We start from the raw sequence: 22,078 nt of genomic DNA, 5'->3' as shown, positions 1-22,078 counted from the left end.
CGCTCGGCAGGGGTCAGTTGTCATGGCGCATATCATTTCGTGTTTTGAAGCATCCAACACTTTAAGAGAGCGCGCCAAGCGGATCATCCCAGGCGGCGCTCACACCTATGCGAAGGGTGATGACCAGTATCCGGTCCTTTCGCCCGGCTTTATCGCTCGTGGCCATGGGGCACATGTCTGGGACGTCGACGGCAACCGCTATATCGAATACGGCATGGGCAATCGCGCGGTATCGCTCGGCCATGCTTATCCAAAGGTCTTGAGGGCCGTCGAACGGGAAATCAAGAACGGTGCAAACTTCACCCGGCCGGCGTCAATCGAGGTGGCATGCGCCAGCGCGTTCCTCGATACGATCGAGAAGGCGGAGATGGTGAAGTTCTGCAAAGACGGATCGCACGCGACCTCGGGCGCCGTCAGATTGGCACGCGCGGTGACGGGTCGCAGCATGGTCGCGCGCTGCGCCGATCACCCATTCTTCTCGACTGACGACTGGTTTATCGGAACGACACCGATGAATGCCGGTATCCCAAAGGAAGTGCAGGAACTAACGCTGTCCTTTAAATATAACGACATCCAGGGCGCAAGGTCACTGTTCAAGCAGCATCGGGGGAAAATTGCAGCGGTCATTTTGGAACCGTCGAAAGGCGATGAGCCGAAAGACGGCTTCCTGTATCGCCTTCGCGACCTTTGCCACGAGAATGGAGCGCTGTTCATTCTCGACGAAATGATTACCGGATTTCGCTGGCATCTGAATGGGGCACAAGCCTTCTATGATATTGAACCCGACCTTTCCTGCTTCGGCAAAGCGCTCGGGAACGGTTTCGCGATCTCCGCGCTTGCAGGGAAGCGTGAGTTCATGGAACTCGGCGGGATTGAGCAGCGTGAAAAGCCAAGGGTCTTCCTCCTGTCGACAACCCATGGTGCGGAAACGCATGCCATGGCAGCGGCGATCGCAACGATACAGGTCTACCATGAAGAACCTGTCATCGAGCACCTGATGGAAATGGGAGAACTGCTGCGGGCCGGTGTGAGTGAGATTGCCGCCCAGCACGGCCTCTCGGAGCATTTTTATGCCTCTGGGTTTGCAAGCAATCTCGTCTACGGCACCCTCGATCAAGAGCGCATGCCCTCGCAGGCCTTCCGCACGCTGTTCCTACAAGAACTCATAAAGCGCGGTGTCCTGGCGCCGTCTCTCGTTGTGAGCTACACGCACACGAAGCGCGATATCCGAAAGACCCTCGACGCCGTCGACGGAGCGCTGAAGGTCTATCGCAAGGCGCTTGAGAATGGCGTCTCAAACTACCTCGTTGGCAGGCCATCGGATGTTGTTTTCCGGGCGACAAATCGCTTCGTTGCACCGCCGGCGGAGGTTCCGACGCTGATGCCGGAACTTCAGCGCCGCGCACCGCAGCGTGAATCCGACTTTCATTCAGCCGGCTCCAGTTTTACGTTCCCTTAGTAAACCCACAAATTTTTATGAGTATAAGGATCCGCTATATGCTTTCCTGCGCTGGGGACACGTGTGGGCAAGCCAATCAATCTCCTGTCATGAGCCAGCCATAAGCTGGCACCGCAATATTCGAGGGGCCGATATGACACATTTTTCTTGCCGTTTCTGCGCTGCAGAGCTGACCGAAACAGTTGTAGATCTTGGAGCATCACCGCTTGCCAATTCCTATATAGATCTCGACAAGACGCAGCGGGCCGAGCCCTTCTATTCGCTTCACACCTATGTGTGTACGCAGTGCTATCTCGTGCAGGTTCCGCCGATGGCACCACGTGAAGACATTTTCGACAGCGAATACGCCTACTTCTCGTCTTACTCGGCTTCCGTTCTGGAGCACGCCCGCCAGTATGTCGAAGAGATGATGGATCGCTTTTTGTTTACCGAAAATCATCAGGTTATCGAAGTCGCGAGCAACGATGGTTACCTGCTCAAGAACTTCAAGGCACGCGGCGTCCCCGTCCTGGGGATTGAGCCGTCGGGAAATGTTGCCGCTGTTGCGGAAGCCGCCGGCATTCCAAGCCGAGTGCAGTTCTTCGGTGTCGAGACTGCGACGCAACTCGTTGCAGAGGGTATCAAGGCAGATCTTTTGATCGGCAATAATGTTCTAGCACATGTGCCAGACATCAATGACTTTGTTGGCGGCATCAAAAAAGTGCTTGGGCCAACTGGTGTTGTCACGATCGAATTTCCGCACCTGATGAAGATGCTGGATCTCAACTACTATGACACAATCTACCATGAGCACTATTCGTATCTGTCCCTTTTCAGCGCCGAAAAAATTTTCGCCCTTCACGGAATGACGATCTTTGACGTTGATGAAATTAAACCTCAAGGTGGATCATTGCGTATCTATGCGCGTCACACCGAAGACAGTTCTCATCCGCTCACCCCCAGGGTCGACGCGTTGCGCAGCCGCGAGGTCGATGGTGGCGTCAATTCACTGGCCCGCTACAAGACGTTTGCCGATCAGGTCCATCGCACGAAACGAGAGCTCTTGAAGTTCCTGTTCCAGGCAAAGGAGGATGGAAAGACGGTTGTCGCCTACGGCGCACCCGCCAAAGGCAACACTCTCCTGAATTTCTGCGGTATCAAGACCGACCTTATCGACTACACGGTTGATGTCAGCCCGCACAAGCAGAACCGCTTGCTGCCCGGTACACGCATTCCGATCCATGCGCCGGACATGATTGCCGAGACAAAGCCCGATTACGTCCTCATCCTCCCCTGGAACATCCGTGACGAAATCGTTAGCCAGATGAAGGATGTTGCCTCCTGGGGCGGTCGGTTCGTTGTTCCTCTTCCTGAAGTTGAGGTGCTTGCTTGATCAAGCATCAGATCGCTGAGCCGGATGGCGCCGGCGCGCGAATGAGTGCGCTTATGGGCGAACTGTTTCCAATATGCAGAAGCATTACTGGCGACGGCGTCAGACGAACGCTCGACATTATCTCAAGGCAAATACCGCTCGAAATACATTCCGTGCCTTCAGGAACGGCCGCCTTCGACTGGACGGTTCCAAAGGAATGGAAGATCCGTGCGGCCTTTGTGGAGGACGATCAGGGCCATCGGGTGATCGACTTTTCTGATCATAACCTGCACATCGTCAGCTATTCTGCTCCGCTCGACCAGACTGTTTCCCTTGAGGAGCTCCAGGCCCATCTGCACTCCGATCCGAGCCAGCCGGACGCCATCCCCTATCGCACATCCTATTACAAGGAAGACTGGGGTTTTTGTCTTGCGCACAGCGTTCGCAAGACCTTGGCGCCCGGAAACTATCACGTCAAAATAGACAGCGAGTTGTTTGCCGGCGAACTGACCTGGGGTGAGGCTTTCATAAGGGGTGAAACGAGTGACGAGATCGTCATTTCAGCCCATATCTGCCACCCGTCCCTTGCCAATGACAATCTCTCCGGCATCGCAGTCTGCGTCGAACTGATACGTGCTGCGTTGAAAGCGAATCCTCGTCATTCAATCAGGGTTTTGTTCATTCCCGGAACGATCGGCTCGATTGTCTGGCTGTCCCAAAATCAGGCCCGCCTTTCGCACATCAAGCATGGCCTGGTGGCAGTCAATCTCGGTGATAGCGGCCAGATGCACTATAAGCGCAGCCGTTATGGGCACGCAGAGATAGATCGAGCGGTCGAGTATATCCTGAACACGGCAGCCCCCGCACATGTCCTGCGTGACTTTTCGCCCTATGGCTACGATGAGCGGCAGTTTTGCTCGCCTGGGATCAACCTGCCGTTCGGCTGCTTGTCGCGCACGCCGTACGGGGAGTTTCCCGAATACCACACGTCAAACGACAATCTAGCGTTTATCTCGCAGAGTTCACTCGAACACTCGCTCCAGGTTTATCAATCGGTGCTGAACCTCATTGATCGAAACCGCCGTCTCATCAATCTGAAGCCACAATGCGAGCCGCAACTTGGCAAGCGCGGCCTCTATGGCGCACTTGGCGGCCAATCGGATACCAAGACGCGGCAATTGGCGATGCTATGGGTATTGAATTACTCTGATGGAGGGCACGATTTGCTCGATATCGCCTGCCGTTCAAAGATCGATTTCGACATTATCGCCGATGTTGCTGATGTCTTAATCGATCATCAGCTTCTTTCGCAGGCATCGGAGGCATCATGAGCGGGCCGCAGGTTGTGACCCGAAGGGTAGCCGTGGTGACCGGGGCCGCAAGCGGCATCGGTCAGGCAATCGTCTCAGCAATGGCTGCGGATGGGGTTGCGATCCATGCGCTTACGAGGGGACCCATTCCGGCGCTCTCGATCCGACACGGAGCATCGATCAGCTGGCATCATGTCGACCTTGCCGATGATCTGGCGATTGCCGAATTCGTTGCGCGCCTGCGTTCATCCGAACGTGGAATCGACTACCTCGTCCATAGTGCCGGACAGTTTCAGTCGGGGCTGGTCAGTGAAACACGAATTGACGTCCTGGACGATGCTTGGCGCGTCAACGCGCGCGCTCCGTATCTTTTGACACAACTTCTCATACCTAGCCTAGTCCAGTGCAAAGGGTTCGTCGCGTTCATCAACTCAAGCGTGTGGATGAACCCGCGTAAAGAGCTTTCCGCATACACGATGAGCAAGTATGCGTTGAAGGCGCTTGCCGACAGCCTGCGCGCCGAATTGAACACTTATGATGTGAGAGTGGTTTCCATCTTCCCGGGCAAGACCGCTACCCCCATGCAGCAATCCATCCATGATGCGCGGTCGGCCTCATACCGGCCGGACGTCCTTCTGCAGCCGGAGTCCATCGCCGCAGCGCTTATGGGGGCCTTGAAAATGCCGCCGTCCTGCGAAGTCACGGATATTTTTCTGCGACCGGCGAATACCACACCGGCAAACTTCCAGGAATAGTACAGACTGATTGTTATAGCGAAGTGACATCAAGACTCGGATGCTGTTTACTTGTCTCATATCGAACCAAGAGCAAATCACAATATGTATCGATTTGAAACTTAATCATAAAATCAACATTTTAGCAGATAACGGCGTTAATTTTCTGTTGCCACTACGATTATTCTCGAATACCTTAAGAACATAAATACCTATGCACTCGTCTAGGGACGGAACGTGACTCGATTGATCGAATAGATATTCGAGTGTTACACTCTTTTGGTGTGTAGGCCGGGAATTGAAACTTGACGCGCGGTTCGCCGCGCCGGTTTCGCTTTCCTGTTACAAGAAGAATCGAAAGTTAAGCCTTGGCGTACACGCGCCATTGAAGACGTGCATTTGTTTTTCGTTGTCGTTTAGGCTTCTTATGATGTGCTTCGATCTGAGCTTTTGGAATCAATGGTCAGCAAAGAAATGGATGGCTCTGGCGGCCGCCACGGCCTGCGCGGCATTGGCAGCTGCGTCTCCAGCTACGGCGGACAGCACAACTCCCGGTGATGGACATCAAGCCACTGGATCCTCGTTTTTCGAGGATTTCGACTCAGTTGACGCCAACTTCTGGTACATTTCCGACGGTTGGACAAACGGGCCGCATCAAAACTGCACGTGGTCGCAGTCGATGATTTCGACAAAGGCTGGTCTCTTGACGCTACGCCTCGAAGAAAATGAGCAGTCCAAGGCGTTCCTGTGCGGTGAAATCCAGACGCGGCAGGCTTTCGGCCATGGCACCTATGAGGCACGGCTGAAGTCGGCAACGGGCTCTGGCCTGAACTCTGCGTTCTTCTCCTTCATCGGCCCGGCTGATCAGCAGGAACACGACGAGATCGACTTTGAAGTCCTCGGCAAGGATCTTGGTGCAGTCCAGGTCAACCAATATGTCAAGGCAAAGGGCGGCAATGAAAAGCTCGTTGCACTTAATGCCCCTGCCGATCAAGATTTCAACGACTTTGCATTCATTTGGGAGACAGATCGACTGCGCTATTTCGTCAATGGCAACCTTGTGCAGGATGTGACCGACAAGGCCGTCATCCCGACGGCGCGCCAAAAGATCTTCCTGTCGCTATGGGGGACCGACACGCTGACGAACTGGATGGGCCCATTTTCCTATTCGGGCCCTGCGTCGATGCAAGTTGATTGGATTGCCTTCACCGCAGCCGGCCAGCGCTGCCTGTTCAAAGCTTCGATCACGTGCAACGACGCCATCGCCACGCGCACGTCTGATGAGGTCAAGGAAGGCCAGTGATGACCCACGTCCTTTACCTCGTTCACGATTTGACTGATCCCGCCGTGCGGCGGCGCGTCATTGCTCTCAAACAGGGTGGCGCAAGTGTCGATATCGTCGGATTTGCCCGTGCTGCCGTTCCTGATGACATCGAGGGCGTCTTTCCGCGCGTGATCGGAAGGACCAAGGACGGGCACTTTGTCCAGCGCTGCCTCGCCGTCTTAAAAGCACGACGAAAACTTCGCTCGATCCTGAAAGATCTGGCGCAGCCTGATGTGATCATTGCCAGAAATCTGGAGACGCTGTCGTTGACCAGCAAGGTCAACAGGCTCACCGGCGAGCCGGTCCCCGTTGTTTTTGAGTGCCTTGACATCCACCGGCTGCTTCTTGGACAAGGTGGGGTCGGCAAGGCAATGCGGCTTCTTGAACGCTGGTGCGGCCGCCATGTATGCGCCGTCATCACAAGTTCGCCAGCCTTCAAGACGAATTATTTCGATAGCCTTTCCCTGTTGCGCGCGCCCGTTCATCTGCTTGAGAATAAGGTCGTCCAGCTCGATGATGACGTGCAGGTTTCAGCCTTGCCGCGCAGCGACGATCGTCCCTGGCGTATCGGCTGGTTCGGCGCGCTTCGCTGCCGCAAGTCGTTCAAGCTTCTCTCTCACTTTTCGCGCATGGCTGGAGGTCGGGTCGAAATCATCCTTCGCGGTCGACCCGCTTATCGCGAATTTGATGATTTCGATGCCGAGATCGCTGCTGAACCATTCATGCGTTTCGAGGGACCCTACCGCAATCCGGAGGACCTCAGCGCAATCTACGGCGAAGTCGATTTCGCTTGGGCCGTTGACTGCTTCGAAGAGGGTCAAAATTCCAAGTGGCTTTTGCCCAACAGGCTCTATGAGGGATGCCTCTATGGAGCAGTGCCGATCGCCCTTGACGGCACGCAGACTGCTGCAACGCTCAATAGCCGCGGGATCGGAATGACCATCAACGATGTGACGCCATTTGCCTTGGCGCGCATCTTCGATGGCATGACCTATGAGACCTATCGCAAGCTTGCCAGCAACATTGCAGCTCTTGACAAAAGCAATTGGGTGTACGGCCCGTCGCAATGTCGGGAATTGGTCGCCTGGTTGGGCTCTTTGCGCCCCTTACCCGGCGAACAGCGTTCCGACGCAGTCTCCACCAGCTCTTCCTTCGCTATATAGAATGGATCGATGATGCCTCGCCAAAAAATCACCGACTGCTGCCTCATCGTCATACCCTGCCTCAACGAGCGGAACCATATTGGTGGGCTTCTATCGAGGCTGTCTGACGCCTTGCCGGAAGATGGCTGGCGCATCGTTGTCGCTGACGGCGGCAGCAAGGACGGTTCGCAAGATATTGTGAAGGCAGCTGTCGCACATGATGCGCGCATCGTTCTCCTCAACAACCCAAAGCGGCTGCAGAGTGCGGCGATCAATCTGGCTGTTGCGCGGTTTGGCGATCAGTTCGAATATTTCATTCGGATGGATGCGCATGGCGAGTATCCCGACGATTACTGCCTCGACCTCATTACGGATGCCAGCGAAACCGATGCAGATTCGATCGTCGTATCGCTCAAGACCATTGGCTTCAACAGCGTGCAGCGCGCAGCAGCCGTTGCGCAGAATTCGAAGATTGGCAATGGCGGGTCGGCGCACCGCAATTCCACGACAGGTGCCTATGTCGACCACGGACATCACGCCCTGATGCGCGTGCGAGCCTTCCTTGCCGTAGGCGGTTATGACGAGACCTTTGCGCATAACGAGGATGCCGAGCTCGATTTTCGCCTCAAGAAGTCAGGCTATAAGATCTGGATGAGCGGGCGCACGGCGATGGTCTATCATCCGCGCGCCAGCATCGGTGCCCTGTTTAAGCAGTATTTGAACTATGGAAGGGGTCGCGCGAAAAACCTGCGCAAGCATAAGACCATACCGGCACCGCGCCAGGCACTTCCTCTCGCGGTGGCACCTGCCATTGTCGGGGCAGGTCTCGCGCTGTTCTTCTGGGCAGCCTTGTTGCCCGCCTTCCTCTGGGCGATCACCTGCGTCGGCTACGGCTTCTACCTCAAAATCAGAGAGGATATGCCAAATGGACCGCTTGCTGGCCTGATGGCGATGGTGATGCATTTTGCGTGGTCGACCGGCTTCTGGTTCGAAATCCTGCGGCGTCCCATTGGGGGCAGGCCATGATGGCGACGGTCGAGATCGATATTGCTGTCTGCACGTACCGACGGCCGTTTTTGCGCGAGACGCTTGCTTCTCTCGCCAAGTTGAAAACGCCTCAAGGCATTGCAATTCGTGTTATCGTTTCTGACAATGATACGACGCCCAGTGCACGGGCGCTGGTTGAGAGCCAGAAGGCTGCTTTACCGTTTCCGCTGGTCTATCTTCACAGTCCAGCCTCCAATATTTCGATCGCACGCAACGCGTGTCTCGATGCGGCAAGCGGCGACTACCTGGCGTTCATCGACGATGATGAATTGGTGACGCCGAAGTGGTTGTCGGCACTCTTTTTGCGGGCAAGCGAGACCAAAGCGGCCGTCGTACTCGGCCCCGTGCGCGCCATCTACGGACGCGATGCCCATCCGCTCATGGCACGCGCAGACTTCCATTCGACAAAACCCGTCGTCGTCAACGGACAAATCATCACCGGCTATACCTGCAACGCATTGATCGACAGGCACGCGCCCTCGATTGCTGGGCGCAGGTTTGACCTGTCCCTCGGCCGAAGCGGTGGCGAAGATACGGCATTTTTCTCGGAGGTTTTCCGGGCCGGCGGCGCCATCGCGTATAGCGAAGGCGCCATCGTCCTGGAGCCTGTCACACGCGAAAGGACGAATTTCGGCTGGCTTGCGCGCCGTCGATTCCGCTCAGGCCAAACGCATGCGCGTCTACTTATATTGGGGGGGACTCATCCTTTACCCACAGCGGTATTGGCGTCGGCGAAGGCCGGCATATGCCTTATGGGCGCGGTGATCTTTGCCGCCAATCCGGTCAGCCGCTGGCGATTTGTACTGCGTGGCATTCTTCATGCAGGTGTGGTTGCCGGCTCACTTGGACTAAGACCTCTGACACTTTACGGCCAGGCGTTGGCGACGGGGAGAGAAAAACCTCATGGCGCCTGATATTACCTATGTCATAGCAGCCTACAACGCTGAAGACAGCGTCGAGCGGGCAATCGCGAGCGCGTTGGCGCAAACGGGCGTGAACGTCGAGGTCGTGGTCTGTGACGATTGCTCAACCGACGGATCGGCAAGCGTCATTGCGCGTATCGCACAGCACGATGAACGCGTCCGGTATCTGCGCATGGATCGCAACAGCGGCCCGGCCGCTGCCCGTAATGCGGCAATTATGCATGCCACAGGCCGTTGGATCAGCATCCTCGATGCCGACGACACGATCGAAGCCTGGCGTAGCGAGAGATTGCTTGCAAGGGACGACGAAGCTGTGGCTGCGATCGTGGACAACATCGTCATTCACTCGTCCGATGGCGAGCGCTTGCTCTACGACATCGGGCACCTTGCCTCGATGCCACGCCTCGAGCTGCCGTTTTTCATCGACCATAATATGGTGTTTAGCGGGCGATTCAATTTCGGCTATGTCAAACCGCTCGTGCGCAGACGCTTTCTTGCAGACCACGGTATTAGCTATGATGAAAATCTGCGGATCGGTGAAGATTACCTGTTCATGGCGTCGATCTTGGCGTCTGGGGGTGTGTGTTTAGTCGAGCCCGTTGCGGGCTATCGCTACACGTCTGCGGCCGGCTCAGTTTCCCATGTGATGAAGAGTTCCGACGTCGCAGCGATGCTCGATGGGGATCGACGTTTTCTTGCGAGACACAAGCTGTCCCAGCAAGCGGACGCCGCACAGGCCAGGCGCACGACCAATCTGAAACGGGCGTTTGCCTATCTACGGATCGTCGATGAATTAAAGGCAAAAAGCCTTGGAGGTGCTCTTCGCGAGATTGCTGCAAATCCGGCAGCAACCTGGCTTCTCAGAATGCCCGTCGTTTCACGACTGAAGTCGTCAATGGCGGCAATATCTTCCCTCCCCTCGGCACCAAGGCATCTATCAAAATGAACGAGCTGATCGGAAAAGCCAAAATTGCGCAGGACGCCGTTCGCCCGTTCCTGACACAGTCATCCCCGTTGCGCGCTCAAGAGGCAGGCGAAGAGAAGTTTATCGATGTCGAGCGGGTCATGCAGATCGCTCGCCGCCAGGCCAAGATCGTCGCACTTTTTGCAGCAATCGGTCTGTTGATCGGAGTCGCTCAGCTTGCTCTCGCGACCTATTACTACACGGCAAGTACAAGCATTTTGATTGACGATGATCTGTCCAGATTTGCTGGCGACGTTTCTCCGGCGCCAGCAAATATGGAGGCAGACAAGAAAATCATGAGCCAGGTCGCGATCCTGAAATCGAGCTCGCTTGCGGCCAAGGTTGTTGAAACCAAGAAGCTCTACGACATCCCGGAATTTATCAATCCGCCGGTTTCGATGACGCAACACGTCAAGAATCTGGCGAAGGGCACGATGGACCTGCTATCTGGCAAGTCAGGAGATGGCGGATCGGTCGATGAACTCAATGTACGCAAGGGAACAGCCATCGCCGTCCTGCTGGAAAATCTGCGGGTCGAGCAGCAGCCGCAAAGCTACGTCATCGACCTTTACTTTACCTCCACGGATCCAGCCCTTGCAGCGATGATCACCAACTCTTACGCCGAGGCCTATCTGTCAGACAAGCTCGACGCCAATTTCGAGGCCTCTCAGCGTGCGACCGTCTGGCTCCGTACGCGCCTGACGGACCTCAAGGACCAGAGCCAGGAGGCCGCTCTGCGTGTCGAGCGCTATCGCGCCGACAACGGACTGACCTCGACAAAGGGATCGCTGCTGTCTGAGGAACAGCTGTCGGACATTTCAGCGCAATACATCCTTGCCCAAGCAGACAGTGCCAAGGCTCTGGCGCTTTACAACCAGTATAAGGCGATCGTTGCAGCCGGTCAGCAGAATGCAGTTGACAATGCCGCAACGGTGTCGGACCAAGACGGCTCGACCGTCATTGCAACGCTTAGAACCCGCTATCTCAACGTTATCAAGCGCGCGCAGGAAATCGAGGGCCGTTTCGGCCCGCAGCATCCTCAGGCGGTGGCGCTTCGCAAGGAGCAGGATGACGTCGGCCGGCAGATCTTCGACGAATTGAAGCAGATGACCGAAAGCTACCGCAACCAATACGAGGTGGCTATGTCACGTGAAGCATCCCTCAAGGAGGGCTTGTCGAAGATTACCGGACAGACTTCGGCGGCCAACGAGTCACTGGTGCAACTGAAGGATCTTGAGCGTAACGCCGAGGCCATCAGCGATCTCTATAAGACCTATCTGACGAAATACCAGGAAACGGCGCAGAACCAGTCTTTCCCGATATCGTCGGCACGGGTGATCTCGCCCGCCTCGCCACCAACGGACGCGTCGAGCCCGAAGCGGAGCCTAACGCTTGCAGGCTCTTTGATTCTCGGGGCATTGTTTGGCATGGGCTTCGGCTTCTGGCGTGAGGTACGCGAAGGCACTTTCCGCCTTGGCGACGAGCTGACAGCCATGCTCGGCGTCAAATTCCTCGGCTACCTGCCACAAATACCAGGCGCATTGCGTCCCTCGTCGGATGATCCTACCACTCTCGTTGCCAATCCGGATGTCGAGACGATGCGCTTTGCGATCAAATCAGGTGGCTCGAAATTCGCCGAAACGCTCAGACATGCGAAAATAGTCACCGACGCGATGCTTGGGACACAAGGATGCAAGGTTATTGGCGTCGTATCGGTGCTGCCGGGCGAGGGTAAGAGCACGATCGCGGCGAACCTTGCCTGCCTCTTGGCCTCCAGTCCGGCTAAAGTATTGCTGATCGATGCCGATCTGCGCCGGGGTTCACTGACGCAAGGGCTTGGAATTCCCTTTGATACCGGCTGGACCGAGGCCTTGAACGGCAGTGTAAACTGGCGCGACACCGTCGTCGTGGATCACCAAAGCAATGTCAGCGTGTTGGCAACACCACGACACGTGAAAGTTTTCAACACAAGCGAGATGATCTCCGGCCCAGCAATGGCGATTACGCTTGAGGAAGCGCGTGGCGAATACAATTACATCGTCGTCGATCTGCCTCCGATCGGACCCGTCTTTGACGCCAAGGCTTTTGAACCGTTAGCCGATGGCTTTTTGCTTGTCTCGGAATGGGGTGCAACGCCACGTGCACTTCTCAAATCGACGCTGGAAGATGAGCCGGCAATCGCAGCAAAGCTGCTGGGTGCCGTTCTCAACAAAGCCGACCTGCAAAAGCTTTCCACCTATGGCGGCCTCGGCAGTTCTGAAGCACTCTTCAACCGCTATTCCAGCTACTACCTCGAGCAGAGCGAGCCGATTATGAAAACGCGCACACGCAGACGGCGCAATCTTCGACTGACCAAGTAATTAGAGAACGAACACAAGCAACCGATCGTGTTGGAGTAAATGTCATGAAAATCCTTGTCACCGGCAACATGGGCTATGTCGGGCCGACGGTCACCGCTCATCTCAGGCAAACTATTCCCAGTGCTGAGATCGTCGGTGTCGATAGCGGCCTTTTTGCGCATTGCCTGACCCAGCAGGCGCTTCCCGAACGGCTTCTCGACAGCCAGGTCTTTGCCGATGTGCGTGACTTGCCTGAGGCAGTTTTTCAGGGCGTCGATGCCGTTGTGCACTTGGCAGCCGTGTCCAACGACCCAATGGGTGGACGTTTCGAGGCTGTCACCGATGAGATCAATCACCGGGCGACCGTCAAAACCGCTTCAATGGCTGCAAAGGCGGGAGTCAAGGCATTTGTGTTTGCGTCAAGTTGCTCGATGTACGGCTTTGCCGAAGGTGGCGCGCGCCGCGAGACAGACGCGCTCAATCCACTGACTGCCTACGCACGCTCGAAGGTAGCTGCCGAGATCGGTCTTGCAGAGATAGCCCGCGAAACAGGCCTGCGTGTAAGCGCACTAAGATTTTCGACGGCGTGCGGATTTTCCGGTCGCACCCGTCTCGATCTCGTTCTCAACGATTTCGTCGCATCGGCGCTGACAACCGGCAAGGTGTCAGTGCTTTCGGACGGCACGCCATGGCGTCCGCTTATTCACGTACGGGACATGGCACGCGCGATCGAGTGGTCGTTGGCTCGCAATGGCGAGCGTTTCCTTGCGGTGAACGTCGGGACTGAAAGCTGGAACTATCAGGTGCGTGAGCTTGCGGATGCCGTCGCGCAGGCGATCCCCGGAACAACGGTCGATATAAATCGCGACGCACCGCCGGATCGGCGCAGCTATAAGGTCAATTTTGATCTCTACCGCTCTATCGCCCCGTCCCATCAGCCGCTGGTGACACTTTCCGAAGCAGTGGAAGATTTGAAAATAGGTCTCAGTTCCTATGGGTTGCGAGACGCCAATTACAGGAATTCTGGCCTCGTGCGCCTGAATGTCCTGTCGGGTGCGATCGATGCCGGCACGCTCTCCAGCGACCTGCGGTTTGTCAAAGTCGAAGACCAACAGCCCCTGATGCGCCAGAGGAGTGTTGCCTGAAAAGGTGACCGATAGCTATGCGATACATACCCACTCCCCTGCCCGGCGCATTTGTCATCGACCTCGAGGTCCGCGGCGATGAACGTGGCTTCTTTGCAAGGCAATTCTGCACACTCGAAGCGTCTGAGGCAGGGATCAATCCACATATCGCTCAGATCAATATCACCTTAAGTGCCAAGGCCGGAACGCTAAGGGGCATGCATTACCAGCTGGAACCGCATGGCGAAACGAAAATGGTCAGATGCCTGCGGGGAGAGATCTACGATTGCATCCTCGATCTTCGTCCGCATTCGCCGACATTTGGCCAATCCTATGGCGACGTCCTCACAGCGGCTAACCGCCGGACGATGTATGTGCCCAAAGGGTTTGCCCATGGCCTGATCACGCTGACGGATGATGTAGAAATCCTCTATCTGATGGGCAGCGAATATGAGCCGTCGTCGGAACGAGGCATTCGTTTCGATGATCCGGCTTTCAACATCGCGTGGCCAAGGCAACCGCGGGAAGTCTCTCTAAAGGACGAAAGCTGGCCAGCCTTCGATCCGTCTTGGCATGGGATCGGCACATTTGCCGACCTCTGGCCGCGCGAGCCGGTGCCTGCTGGATGATGCAGCCGCGCAATCCGGATGCAACTGACTGAAATCATTATTCGACGTAAATGAGGACGAGCATGAAAGTTGTAATTTTTGCCGGCGGTTACGGCAGTAGGCTTTCTGAAGAGACCACACTTCGACCCAAGCCAATGGTCGAGGTCGGTGGAAGGCCAATCATCTGGCATATCATGAAGATCTACTCGCATTACGGCTTCAACGATTTCGTCGTGTTGGCCGGCTACAAGGCCGAGTATATCAAAAATTACTTCATCAACTATGCCATGCTCAATAGCGACTTCACCGTCGATCTGGCGTCGGGGTCGTTTACCTGGGTGCGCCCCTCTGTCGAGCCCTGGACAGTAACTGTCCTCGACACTGGCCTGAACACAATGACCGGCGGACGGCTGAAGCGTGCGCAGGATGTCATTGGCAATGAGCGCTTTCTGTTGACCTATGGTGACGGCGTTTCCAACACCAATATCAACGAGGCGGTCTCTCTCCACGAGAAAAACGGCAACTGGATCACATTGACGGCCGTGACGCAGCCTGGTCGCTATGGGGCGCTCGGCTTGTCGGAAGATGGCACGCGCGTTCACGCTTTTCGCGAAAAGCGGATCGGCGACGGTGGCCTGATCAATGGAGGCTTCTTCGTTTGTGAACCGGACGTTTTTTCGCTGATCGATGGTGACGATGTGATGTGGGAAGAGGGTCCGATGGAACGCGCCCTTCATATGGGCAAGGTCGGTTCGCACTGGCATCAGGGCTTCTGGCAAAGCATGGATTCACTGCGCGACAAGATCGTGCTCGAGAACATGTGGGAAAGTGGCAAGGCGCCATGGAAGTTGTGGGCGTGACGCTTTTCGATTGACTTGCATGAAAAATCGGAAACGTGAATAAGAATCACGTTTTCAAGGGTTGAAATGGTTAAATTAAGCATTGCCGTTAATCTAACCTGGAATTTTTCGGCAACACCAAAGTATATTTTACCGTTTTCGATAAATGAAATATTGCGTTTGTATTCGCGTTAGTTAACAGTTCCTTAGTGTGCTTGCGTAGGAGCTTCATGATGAAGCAGGATTTGAAAATTGGTGAAGTCGCAGCCATTGCCGACTGCAGGCAGGTCCGTCCGGCCAAACCGCTCGGGGGCCTGCGCAAGCGGATATTCGACATTGGCGCGACGATGGTTTTGCTTGTCCTGTTCAGTCCGCTCCTGGCGCTGATCGCGCTGATGGTCAAACTCTCCGATGGAGGGGCGGTCTTTTACGGTCATTTGCGGGTCGGGCACAATGAAAAGCCGTTCCGATGCCTGAAGTTTCGCACGATGGTGCCGGACTCGAGCGCCAAGCTCGCGGCCCATCTGGCGGCAAACCCTGCGGCGCTTGCGGAATGGACCGCAACCAGAAAGCTTAAACACGACGTCCGCGTTACGCCGGTCGGACGCGTGCTTCGCAAGCTCAGCCTCGATGAACTGCCGCAGCTGATCAACGTTCTTCAAGGCGATATGAGCCTTGTCGGGCCCCGCCCGATCATCGGTGAAGAAATGCTGCTCTACGGCGAATATGCCGACAGCTATCTCAGCTCGCGGCCGGGGTTAACGGGCAAATGGCAAGTGAGCGGCCGCAGCGACACCACCTATGAAGAGCGTGTCAGCCTCGACAATAGCTACGTGCAGAATTGGACACTGTCCGGGGACCTGTGGATTATACTTAAAACCGTCCCCGTTGTACTTTTCGCCAAGGGAGCTTGTTAGGAAAATTCCTCCAGAAAAGGAAGCGCATCATGCTTCAGTTTCCAGATTCTGCCACTGGGTCGGTGACTGGCCCAACCGTCGCCGCAGTCGCGCTCAGGTTGATCGTCTGCATCTTGTCTGCGTTGGCGGTACAGCTTGCGTTCGCCGCCAACGCAAGTGCCGAACCGTATCGGCTTGGCATCATGGACAAGGTCAGCATCAAGGTCGTCGAATGGCAAACGGCGGAAGGTCAATTCAGGGAATGGCCAGGGATTACAGGCGAATATATCGTCGGACCTAACGGCGATCTCGCATTGCCATTTGCCGGTGAAATGAAGGCCATCGGGCAAACGACAAGCGACATTGCCAAGGAGATCTCAAAAAATCTCCAGGACAAATTCGGATTGGCCGACGCCCCTGCCGCGTCGGTCGAAATCATCGAGTTTCGTCCCCTCTTTGTCGCAGGTGAGGTCCATACGCCCGGCAAATACCCCTACGATCCGGAAATGACCGTTCTCAAGGCGGTCAGTCTGGCTGGCGGTATGCGCCGCGGCCTGGATGAAGGGCAGCGCTTCGAGCGCGATTTCATCAATGCCAGGGGCAGCTATGACGTTTTGGTGACGGAACGCGCCCGCTTGATGGCAAAAAAGGCACGCCTGACCGCGGAAGGCTCCGAGCAGCAGAAAGTGACGGCACCAGAAGCGATTGCCCAAGTTCCTGGCGCTGACGAAATGGTAGCCGATGAACTGGCCATCCTGGAAACCAACAAGAATGCCTTCGATCTTCGACTGAAGGGGCTTGACGAACTTCAGACCCTCTACAGCAGCGAGGTCGTCTCACTCGATAAAAAGGTCGACAATCAGAACCGTCAGGTCGACCTCTATAAAAAAGAACTCGAAAAGACCGCCAAGCTTGTAGACCAGGGTCTTGCCGTCAGTTCGCGGGCGCTTGGTCTTGAGACGACGCTTGCTGACACTCAAGCCAATCTTCTCGACCTTGATGCCGCCTCGCTGCGCGCAAAGCAGGAGATGAACAAAGCAGCGCTCGATACGATCGACTTGAAAAATGAACGCAAGTCGAAGATCGCTTTGGACATGCAGGAGACAAAGTCGAAGCTCGATGAAAACGCGCTTCAGATGAACATGTACCGACAGTTGATGACAGAGGCGCTGGTCAACGCTCCTAACGCTGCTCTGGTTACGGGCGTCGATGCAGATAAATTGGTCAATTACACGATCGTGCGCACGGTCTCCGGCAAGGTGCAGGAAATTCCCGCAAATGAAGCAACGACCGTCCAACCTGGTGACCTCGTCAAGGTGACGATCGCCAACGAAAAATCGTAACGGACCGGCCCAATGGCAACGCTGCGCATCAGCATAGACGCTTTGATAATGCCGGTCAGGAATGACCGGTTGGCGATCGTCGCGGTGTGCCTAACGACCTTCATGATCGCCTACGCGCCGCTATTTGGACCTATTTTCATCCTCGGTTTTTATGCCCTTTGGTTCCCCCTGCTTTTCATCGGCGCCAAACGGATCATCGGCGATCCAAGACCCTACTACTGGATCTTGCCATTTTCACTTTTTGCCTGCATCTCGGCTGCATGGTCGCCCGTGGCCGGTCTGACGATCAGGGGTGGGCTGCAATATCTAACGACCATTGTCTGCGCTTTGATTGCAGCACGCGTGGTGAGCGTGCGAGCTTTGACGATCGGGCTTTGCATAGGCTCCTGCGCAGTTCTCATCTATTCCCTGCTGTTTGGCCAGTTCAGTTACGATCCGCTCGACGGCGTGTATTCCTTTATCGGGGCGTTCGGGTCGAAGAACCAGCTCGGAATATTTGCGTCTCTTGCAGTCCTGTCGGCTTTTGGGGTGCTGTTTGCAATCAAGGCAGGGCGCATACTGCGTGCCATGGCTCTGGCGTCAGGCGCGTTCGGTACCTTTTCGCTCTATGCGGCACAGTCTGCGACGTCGACGATTACCATCGCAGCTGCGATCGGCGCGACCACCGGCGCACTCTTGCTTGCGAAATTTTCGCCGCGGCATCGCACAGTGTTTTTTACCACTGCGGTACCGGCCGCATTGGTTAGCGTCATCATCGCCATGACGTCAGGACTTTATGGCGCGATCCTTGGCGTGTTTGGCAAGGATACGACCTTGACCGGGCGAACCTATCTCTGGCAGCGAGGCTTTGAAATCGCCCATGAACAACCAATACTCGGTATTGGTTATCAGGGATTCTGGGTTCAGGGCTTTTCGCGCCCGGAAGTGCTCTGGCAGCAATTCTACATCACTTCCCGCACCGGCTTTCACTTCCACAACACCTACATCGAAACCATGGTCGAACTCGGCTATGTCGGGCTGTTTTTGTTGAGCACCATCGTGGTAGGCACGTTCGCTGGTTATATTTACCGGCTGTTGACCGCAACGCGCCGCGACGATCTTGTGCTGTTTGGCATTACCGCGCTGTTCTTGGCGCGCTCCTTCGTCGAGGTCGACTTTCTCAATCAGTACACGATCGGAACATTTCTCGTCTTCTACGCCGCTGGCATGCTTGCCAAACCCCAGCGCGAACGGATCGAGGCGGGCCATCGCGTATTTCTAGGCCGAAACACCCTTTCCTCTCGTGGATTCAACTCTGGAGCAGTCATTTGACAAAGCGATCGATCTCGGCGCCCCTGCCAGATGGCGAGCAAAATGAAGGACAGTTCTACGCGCTCCATCTCTTGCGCGGCGTTGCAGCAGTCCTGGTGATGCTCCTCCACCTACATGGATATCTGAGCAACGAACCGAACTTCGTCGCAAGCGGCCATCTCGCGGTCGACCTCTTCTTCCTTCTAAGCGGATATGTCATCGCCTATGCCTATGAGGGAAAGCTGACGGCCGGCTTGAGCTACCGATCGTTCATTGCGGCGCGCCTCGTGCGCTTAGCCCCACTCTACCTCCTTTCCGTCCTCTTTGCAGCTCTGGCCGTCTGCGTGGCAATTCTCGACTATGGTTTTGGGGCCTATTCTCGTCTTCACCTGGTCGCGACATTCGCGTTCTCGACGCTCCTCATTCCAACTCCACCTGCCCTATCGACCTTTCCGGATATCCTCTTTCCGCAGAATGGGCCGGCATGGTCCCTATTTTTCGAACTGCTCGTCAACCTCGCCTATGGAGCGATCGGCGTGCAGCTTAGTCGGCGCGCGCTTATCGGAGTTATTACGCTTTCGGGTGCCACATTGATCGCAGCGGCATTTTGGTACGGTACGCTAGAGGGCGGAGCGACATGGCTGACCTATCCCGCAGCGGTTCCGCGCGTCGTCTTTTCATTTTCGCTTGGTGTCTTCATTTTCCGCTATTTTCGTCAGCCAATCATCAGATCGAGATGGGTTCTGCCGATCCTCATGCTGATCATGACAACAGTTGTTTTGGTTTACGACCCTGGCGACCGCCTGCGCCCGTTCTACAATCTCGCTGCCGTTATGATCGTTTGGCCAGCCACTGTTGCGCTCTTCGCAACCGTGCGGTTTGGAAGACTGTGGACGCGGATTAGTTCATCACTCGGCGAAGCCTCTTACGGTGTCTATGTCATGCACACGCCGGTTCTCAATCTGGTTGTCGCAATATCAGAATGGATGACCCGGACGAAATGGGCCGGACATGGACTCGTTTTTGCAGCCTGCAGTCTGATGGCTGCCATTTCATTGTCAAATTTCGCCAACGCCCTGTACGACCGCCCTATGCGAAAAGTGCTGGCCGCTGCCGTCTTTCGATCAAGTCGATCACATCGGTCAGCAGATATCGCGGGCCGGCAATGAGAGCGGACCCTGCGCCACCAGCAAAGCGATGCTCGGAAATGAAGCGCTATCAGCCCCTTGCACGGTCGAGTTCGCTAAGTGAGGTAATACTATGAATCAGCCTCTCGTCGCTGTCGTCACACCGACCTATAATGGCGCCCGTTACCTGGACGAAGCATTGGCGAGTGTTCAGGCGCAGGACTATCCAAACCTTGTTCACGTCATTCTGGACAATTGCAGTTCCGACGATACGGCGGAAGTAATCGACCGGCACACAGGCGGGCGCGTTGCGATCTTGCGACATCGTAACCCTGTGATCCTCGATCAGCGGCAAAACTGGACGCGCGCTTTCGAACTCGTTCCCCCGAGTGCGGTCTACGTCCGCTATCTATGCGACGACGACACAATGACGCCATCGTCAATTTCCGAAATGACGGCACTTGGCGAGGCGCATTCAACGATTGGGGTGATCGGCTGCTTGCACGATTGTGCTGGCGCCGTACAGGATTTTTTTTGGCCGAAAAGCAGGTCGATTTTCGATGGCATTGAGGCGGCGCGAATGGCGCTTCTTCGCCAAGGCGTGCTGATGCCGGTTCAAATGCTGTGGCGAAAGAGCGTTATGGACCAGCTTGACCCACTCTTTTCGGACGCGATGGACGGCAGCTGGGACATGGACACAGTCTTCCGGATGCTTGCGATCAGCGATTTCGGGTTCGTCCATAAGCCGCTCGGTTTCACGCGGGTGCATGACAATACCATGACGGCGCAACGCTATTCGGGAAAGACACGTGCGTGGACGCGTGATGGCCTTCAACTCATAACACGTCACGGACCGATGGCATTCGGCAGTGACTACCAGATGCAGCTAGCGACCTTTCGACGCTATTACATAAGGCGGCTGTTCAAGTGGTGGAGAGAGGACGGCGGCAGACAGCATCTGCAACCGCATTTCGACGCGCTGTCAAAGGCAGGCCTGGGCGTCAACAGGCAGTCCGTGAGCGATGCGGTTCTTGACTGGATTTTTGTCAAAGCCGGACTTCGAAACGGGTGGCGAGGCTATCCCGGCTGGCAATAGCCAAAACAGTAAACGCAATCCTGGGCATGACGCCCTGGCTGGAGAAGGAACATGAACGATCCTGTATTCGATGCCGGCCTGGTCCGGTCTTCGCTTCAGCCGAAAGCGACGGACGTGCCGCTTCTCCGTTCGCTAGCGAATATTAATCCAAAGTCTGATTTCCGGTTGGCGATAGATCAGGCCTCGGAAGTGCCTTCGAAGCTCGACGGAGCGTTTGTTGATGATCGCATTCACGTGGCTTTCGGTCTAGACGCTGCCTATCTCGCCCATGCTGGTGTCGTCGTTAAATCGATGGTGGCGAACGCTCCGGGCGCGAAGTTTTGCTTCATGATCCTTCATGATGACATATCGGCCTTGGCGAGATCGGAATTTGAGCGTTGCGGCGAAGGCCACCAGTTTCTGTGGCTGAAGATTGACGAACCGGCGGTGCTAGCCATGCCTGGCAAGCGCCACATTAGCCGCGCTGGCTATTTTCGACTGATGATTACCGAGCTTGCGCCGGCGGGAGTAAAGCGGGTCGTTTATCTTGACGGTGACCTCGTGGTGACCGGCGATATCCGAGAGCTCTACCGCACAAACCTCGGCCAATTCGCTATCGGCGCAATCAGCGACGTTGGCATGGACGCCCGCTTGTTCGCTGATCGTTTCGCACTCGCGCCGCAGCGACTTGGCTATTTCAATTCGGGCGTACTTGTTCTTGATCTTGAAAAGCTTCGGACTTCGAACGACTTTCGCAGGACAAGGGAACTGCTGGAGGCGCGCATCGATGACATGGAATATGGTGATCAATGCGCGCTCAACGTGATTTTCTGGCAACGTTGGATGGCAGTCGACATGCTGTGGAATGTGCAGCGCAGGATGCTGATGCCCAACGAAGGCAAACCCTGCTTTGCAAATCTTGATGAGATGAGAACCGGCTATCGTCCAAAGATCATTCATTTCACGGAGCACAATAAACCTTGGTCCGTTGACGCTTGGCACCCCCTCGTGTGGACCTATTACCGCTATCTCGATCGAACGCCCTACTCTTTGCACGTCCGCAAGATAGCCAAGGTCACACGACTGCGAGAAATTCGCCGACGTATCAAGACATTCATCAACTGGCAGCGCTTGAAACGAAACCAGACCTAGCGCCTCGTCAGCAAAGGGCGCCACCCGCATC

General features: G+C 55.7%; 19 protein-coding genes. All 19 read left to right on the top strand.

Annotation, left to right across the window (positions count from 1 at the left end; all coding sequences use genetic code 11):
- Positions 1-22: 22 nt before the first annotated feature.
- Positions 23-1,459 carry a glutamate-1-semialdehyde 2,1-aminomutase gene (locus tag J2X43_RS17475; RefSeq protein ID WP_310295747.1) on the top strand — a complete coding sequence of 479 codons (1,437 nt, stop codon included), beginning with the start codon at positions 23-25 and terminating at the stop codon, positions 1,457-1,459.
- Positions 1,460-1,592: 133 nt separating this feature from the next.
- Positions 1,593-2,831 (top strand): class I SAM-dependent methyltransferase, encoded by a 1,239-nt coding sequence (locus J2X43_RS17470; RefSeq protein ID WP_310295746.1) that lies wholly within the window; start codon positions 1,593-1,595, stop codon positions 2,829-2,831.
- Positions 2,828-4,141 carry a DUF4910 domain-containing protein gene (locus J2X43_RS17465; protein ID WP_310295745.1) on the top strand — a complete coding sequence of 438 codons (1,314 nt, stop codon included), beginning with the start codon at positions 2,828-2,830 and terminating at the stop codon, positions 4,139-4,141. The genes J2X43_RS17470 and J2X43_RS17465 overlap by 4 nt, the downstream gene beginning before the upstream one ends.
- Positions 4,138-4,875 (top strand): SDR family NAD(P)-dependent oxidoreductase, encoded by a 738-nt coding sequence (locus tag J2X43_RS17460; RefSeq protein WP_310295743.1) that lies wholly within the window; start codon positions 4,138-4,140, stop codon positions 4,873-4,875. The genes J2X43_RS17465 and J2X43_RS17460 overlap by 4 nt, the downstream gene beginning before the upstream one ends.
- Before the next feature lie 457 nt (positions 4,876-5,332).
- Positions 5,333-6,157, top strand: coding sequence for a family 16 glycosylhydrolase (locus J2X43_RS17455; RefSeq protein ID WP_405049618.1), 825 nt, complete (start codon positions 5,333-5,335; stop codon positions 6,155-6,157).
- Positions 6,157-7,341 (top strand): glycosyltransferase, encoded by a 1,185-nt coding sequence (locus tag J2X43_RS17450; protein WP_310295739.1) that lies wholly within the window; start codon positions 6,157-6,159, stop codon positions 7,339-7,341. Before J2X43_RS17455 ends, J2X43_RS17450 begins: the two co-directional genes overlap by 1 nt.
- Before the next feature lie 12 nt (positions 7,342-7,353).
- Entirely contained in the window at positions 7,354-8,346 is a 993-nt protein-coding gene (locus tag J2X43_RS17445; protein WP_405049605.1) for a glycosyltransferase family 2 protein, read from the top strand.
- A complete protein-coding gene (locus J2X43_RS17440) occupies positions 8,343-9,281 on the top strand; it encodes a glycosyltransferase family 2 protein (RefSeq protein ID WP_405049604.1) in 939 nt (312 codons plus the stop codon). Before J2X43_RS17445 ends, J2X43_RS17440 begins: the two co-directional genes overlap by 4 nt.
- Positions 9,271-10,236: a glycosyltransferase family 2 protein gene (locus tag J2X43_RS17435; protein WP_310295732.1), complete on the top strand. Its 966-nt coding sequence runs from the start codon at positions 9,271-9,273 to the stop codon at positions 10,234-10,236. The genes J2X43_RS17440 and J2X43_RS17435 overlap by 11 nt, the downstream gene beginning before the upstream one ends.
- Entirely contained in the window at positions 10,233-12,614 is a 2,382-nt protein-coding gene (locus J2X43_RS17430; RefSeq protein WP_310295730.1) for a GNVR domain-containing protein, read from the top strand. The genes J2X43_RS17435 and J2X43_RS17430 overlap by 4 nt, the downstream gene beginning before the upstream one ends.
- A gap of 44 nt (positions 12,615-12,658) precedes the next feature.
- The gene (locus J2X43_RS17425; protein WP_310295728.1) at positions 12,659-13,738 is read left to right on the top strand and encodes an NAD(P)-dependent oxidoreductase; all 1,080 of its coding nucleotides are present in this window, start codon (positions 12,659-12,661) and stop codon (positions 13,736-13,738) included.
- A gap of 17 nt (positions 13,739-13,755) precedes the next feature.
- Positions 13,756-14,346: a dTDP-4-dehydrorhamnose 3,5-epimerase gene (rfbC, locus tag J2X43_RS17420; RefSeq protein WP_310295726.1), complete on the top strand. Its 591-nt coding sequence runs from the start codon at positions 13,756-13,758 to the stop codon at positions 14,344-14,346.
- A 62-nt stretch (positions 14,347-14,408) separates the two neighbouring features.
- Entirely contained in the window at positions 14,409-15,185 is a 777-nt protein-coding gene (gene rfbF, locus J2X43_RS17415) for a glucose-1-phosphate cytidylyltransferase (protein ID WP_310295724.1), read from the top strand.
- A 212-nt stretch (positions 15,186-15,397) separates the two neighbouring features.
- Positions 15,398-16,081 carry a sugar transferase gene (locus J2X43_RS17410; RefSeq protein WP_310295723.1) on the top strand — a complete coding sequence of 228 codons (684 nt, stop codon included), beginning with the start codon at positions 15,398-15,400 and terminating at the stop codon, positions 16,079-16,081.
- Positions 16,082-16,110: 29 nt separating this feature from the next.
- On the top strand, positions 16,111-17,403 hold the full coding sequence (locus J2X43_RS17405) for a polysaccharide biosynthesis/export family protein (RefSeq protein ID WP_310295721.1): 1,293 nt from the start codon (positions 16,111-16,113) through the stop codon (positions 17,401-17,403).
- Positions 17,404-17,415: 12 nt separating this feature from the next.
- Positions 17,416-18,714 carry an O-antigen ligase gene (locus tag J2X43_RS17400; protein WP_310295719.1) on the top strand — a complete coding sequence of 433 codons (1,299 nt, stop codon included), beginning with the start codon at positions 17,416-17,418 and terminating at the stop codon, positions 18,712-18,714.
- Positions 18,711-19,862 carry an acyltransferase gene (locus tag J2X43_RS17395; protein WP_310295717.1) on the top strand — a complete coding sequence of 384 codons (1,152 nt, stop codon included), beginning with the start codon at positions 18,711-18,713 and terminating at the stop codon, positions 19,860-19,862. Before J2X43_RS17400 ends, J2X43_RS17395 begins: the two co-directional genes overlap by 4 nt.
- A 91-nt stretch (positions 19,863-19,953) precedes the next feature.
- The gene (locus tag J2X43_RS17390; protein WP_310295715.1) at positions 19,954-20,916 is read left to right on the top strand and encodes a glycosyltransferase family A protein; all 963 of its coding nucleotides are present in this window, start codon (positions 19,954-19,956) and stop codon (positions 20,914-20,916) included.
- 51 nt (positions 20,917-20,967) lie between these two features.
- The gene (locus J2X43_RS17385; protein ID WP_310295713.1) at positions 20,968-22,047 is read left to right on the top strand and encodes a glycosyltransferase family 8 protein; all 1,080 of its coding nucleotides are present in this window, start codon (positions 20,968-20,970) and stop codon (positions 22,045-22,047) included.
- Positions 22,048-22,078 lie beyond the last annotated feature (31 nt).

Source organism: Rhizobium sp. BE258 (assembly GCF_031457345.1).
In the GTDB taxonomy this organism is placed as follows: domain Bacteria; phylum Pseudomonadota; class Alphaproteobacteria; order Rhizobiales; family Rhizobiaceae; genus Rhizobium.
Note: the sequence above shows the minus strand (reverse complement) of the source record. Positions and strands in the feature narration are given on the sequence as shown.

Bases quoted from the DNA above. Each gene is read 5' to 3' on its own strand.
- J2X43_RS17455 (WP_405049618.1), top strand. From the start codon at position 5,333: ATGGCTCTGGCGGCCGCCACGGCCTGCGCGGCATTGGCAGCTGCGTCT.
- J2X43_RS17425 (WP_310295728.1), top strand. From the start codon at position 12,659: ATGAAAATCCTTGTCACCGGCAACATGGGCTATGTCGGGCCGACGGTC.
- J2X43_RS17450 (WP_310295739.1), top strand. From the start codon at position 6,157: ATGACCCACGTCCTTTACCTCGTTCACGATTTGACTGATCCCGCCGTG.
- J2X43_RS17410 (WP_310295723.1), top strand. From the start codon at position 15,398: ATGAAGCAGGATTTGAAAATTGGTGAAGTCGCAGCCATTGCCGACTGC.
- J2X43_RS17405 (WP_310295721.1), top strand. From the start codon at position 16,111: ATGCTTCAGTTTCCAGATTCTGCCACTGGGTCGGTGACTGGCCCAACC.
- J2X43_RS17430 (WP_310295730.1), top strand. From the start codon at position 10,233: ATGAACGAGCTGATCGGAAAAGCCAAAATTGCGCAGGACGCCGTTCGC.
- J2X43_RS17440 (WP_405049604.1), top strand. From the start codon at position 8,343: ATGATGGCGACGGTCGAGATCGATATTGCTGTCTGCACGTACCGACGG.
- J2X43_RS17460 (WP_310295743.1), top strand. From the start codon at position 4,138: ATGAGCGGGCCGCAGGTTGTGACCCGAAGGGTAGCCGTGGTGACCGGG.
- J2X43_RS17475 (WP_310295747.1), top strand. From the start codon at position 23: ATGGCGCATATCATTTCGTGTTTTGAAGCATCCAACACTTTAAGAGAG.
- J2X43_RS17435 (WP_310295732.1), top strand. From the start codon at position 9,271: ATGGCGCCTGATATTACCTATGTCATAGCAGCCTACAACGCTGAAGAC.
- J2X43_RS17390 (WP_310295715.1), top strand. From the start codon at position 19,954: ATGAATCAGCCTCTCGTCGCTGTCGTCACACCGACCTATAATGGCGCC.
- J2X43_RS17400 (WP_310295719.1), top strand. From the start codon at position 17,416: ATGGCAACGCTGCGCATCAGCATAGACGCTTTGATAATGCCGGTCAGG.
- J2X43_RS17445 (WP_405049605.1), top strand. From the start codon at position 7,354: ATGCCTCGCCAAAAAATCACCGACTGCTGCCTCATCGTCATACCCTGC.
- J2X43_RS17470 (WP_310295746.1), top strand. From the start codon at position 1,593: ATGACACATTTTTCTTGCCGTTTCTGCGCTGCAGAGCTGACCGAAACA.
- J2X43_RS17385 (WP_310295713.1), top strand. From the start codon at position 20,968: ATGAACGATCCTGTATTCGATGCCGGCCTGGTCCGGTCTTCGCTTCAG.
- rfbC (WP_310295726.1), top strand. From the start codon at position 13,756: ATGCGATACATACCCACTCCCCTGCCCGGCGCATTTGTCATCGACCTC.
- rfbF (WP_310295724.1), top strand. From the start codon at position 14,409: ATGAAAGTTGTAATTTTTGCCGGCGGTTACGGCAGTAGGCTTTCTGAA.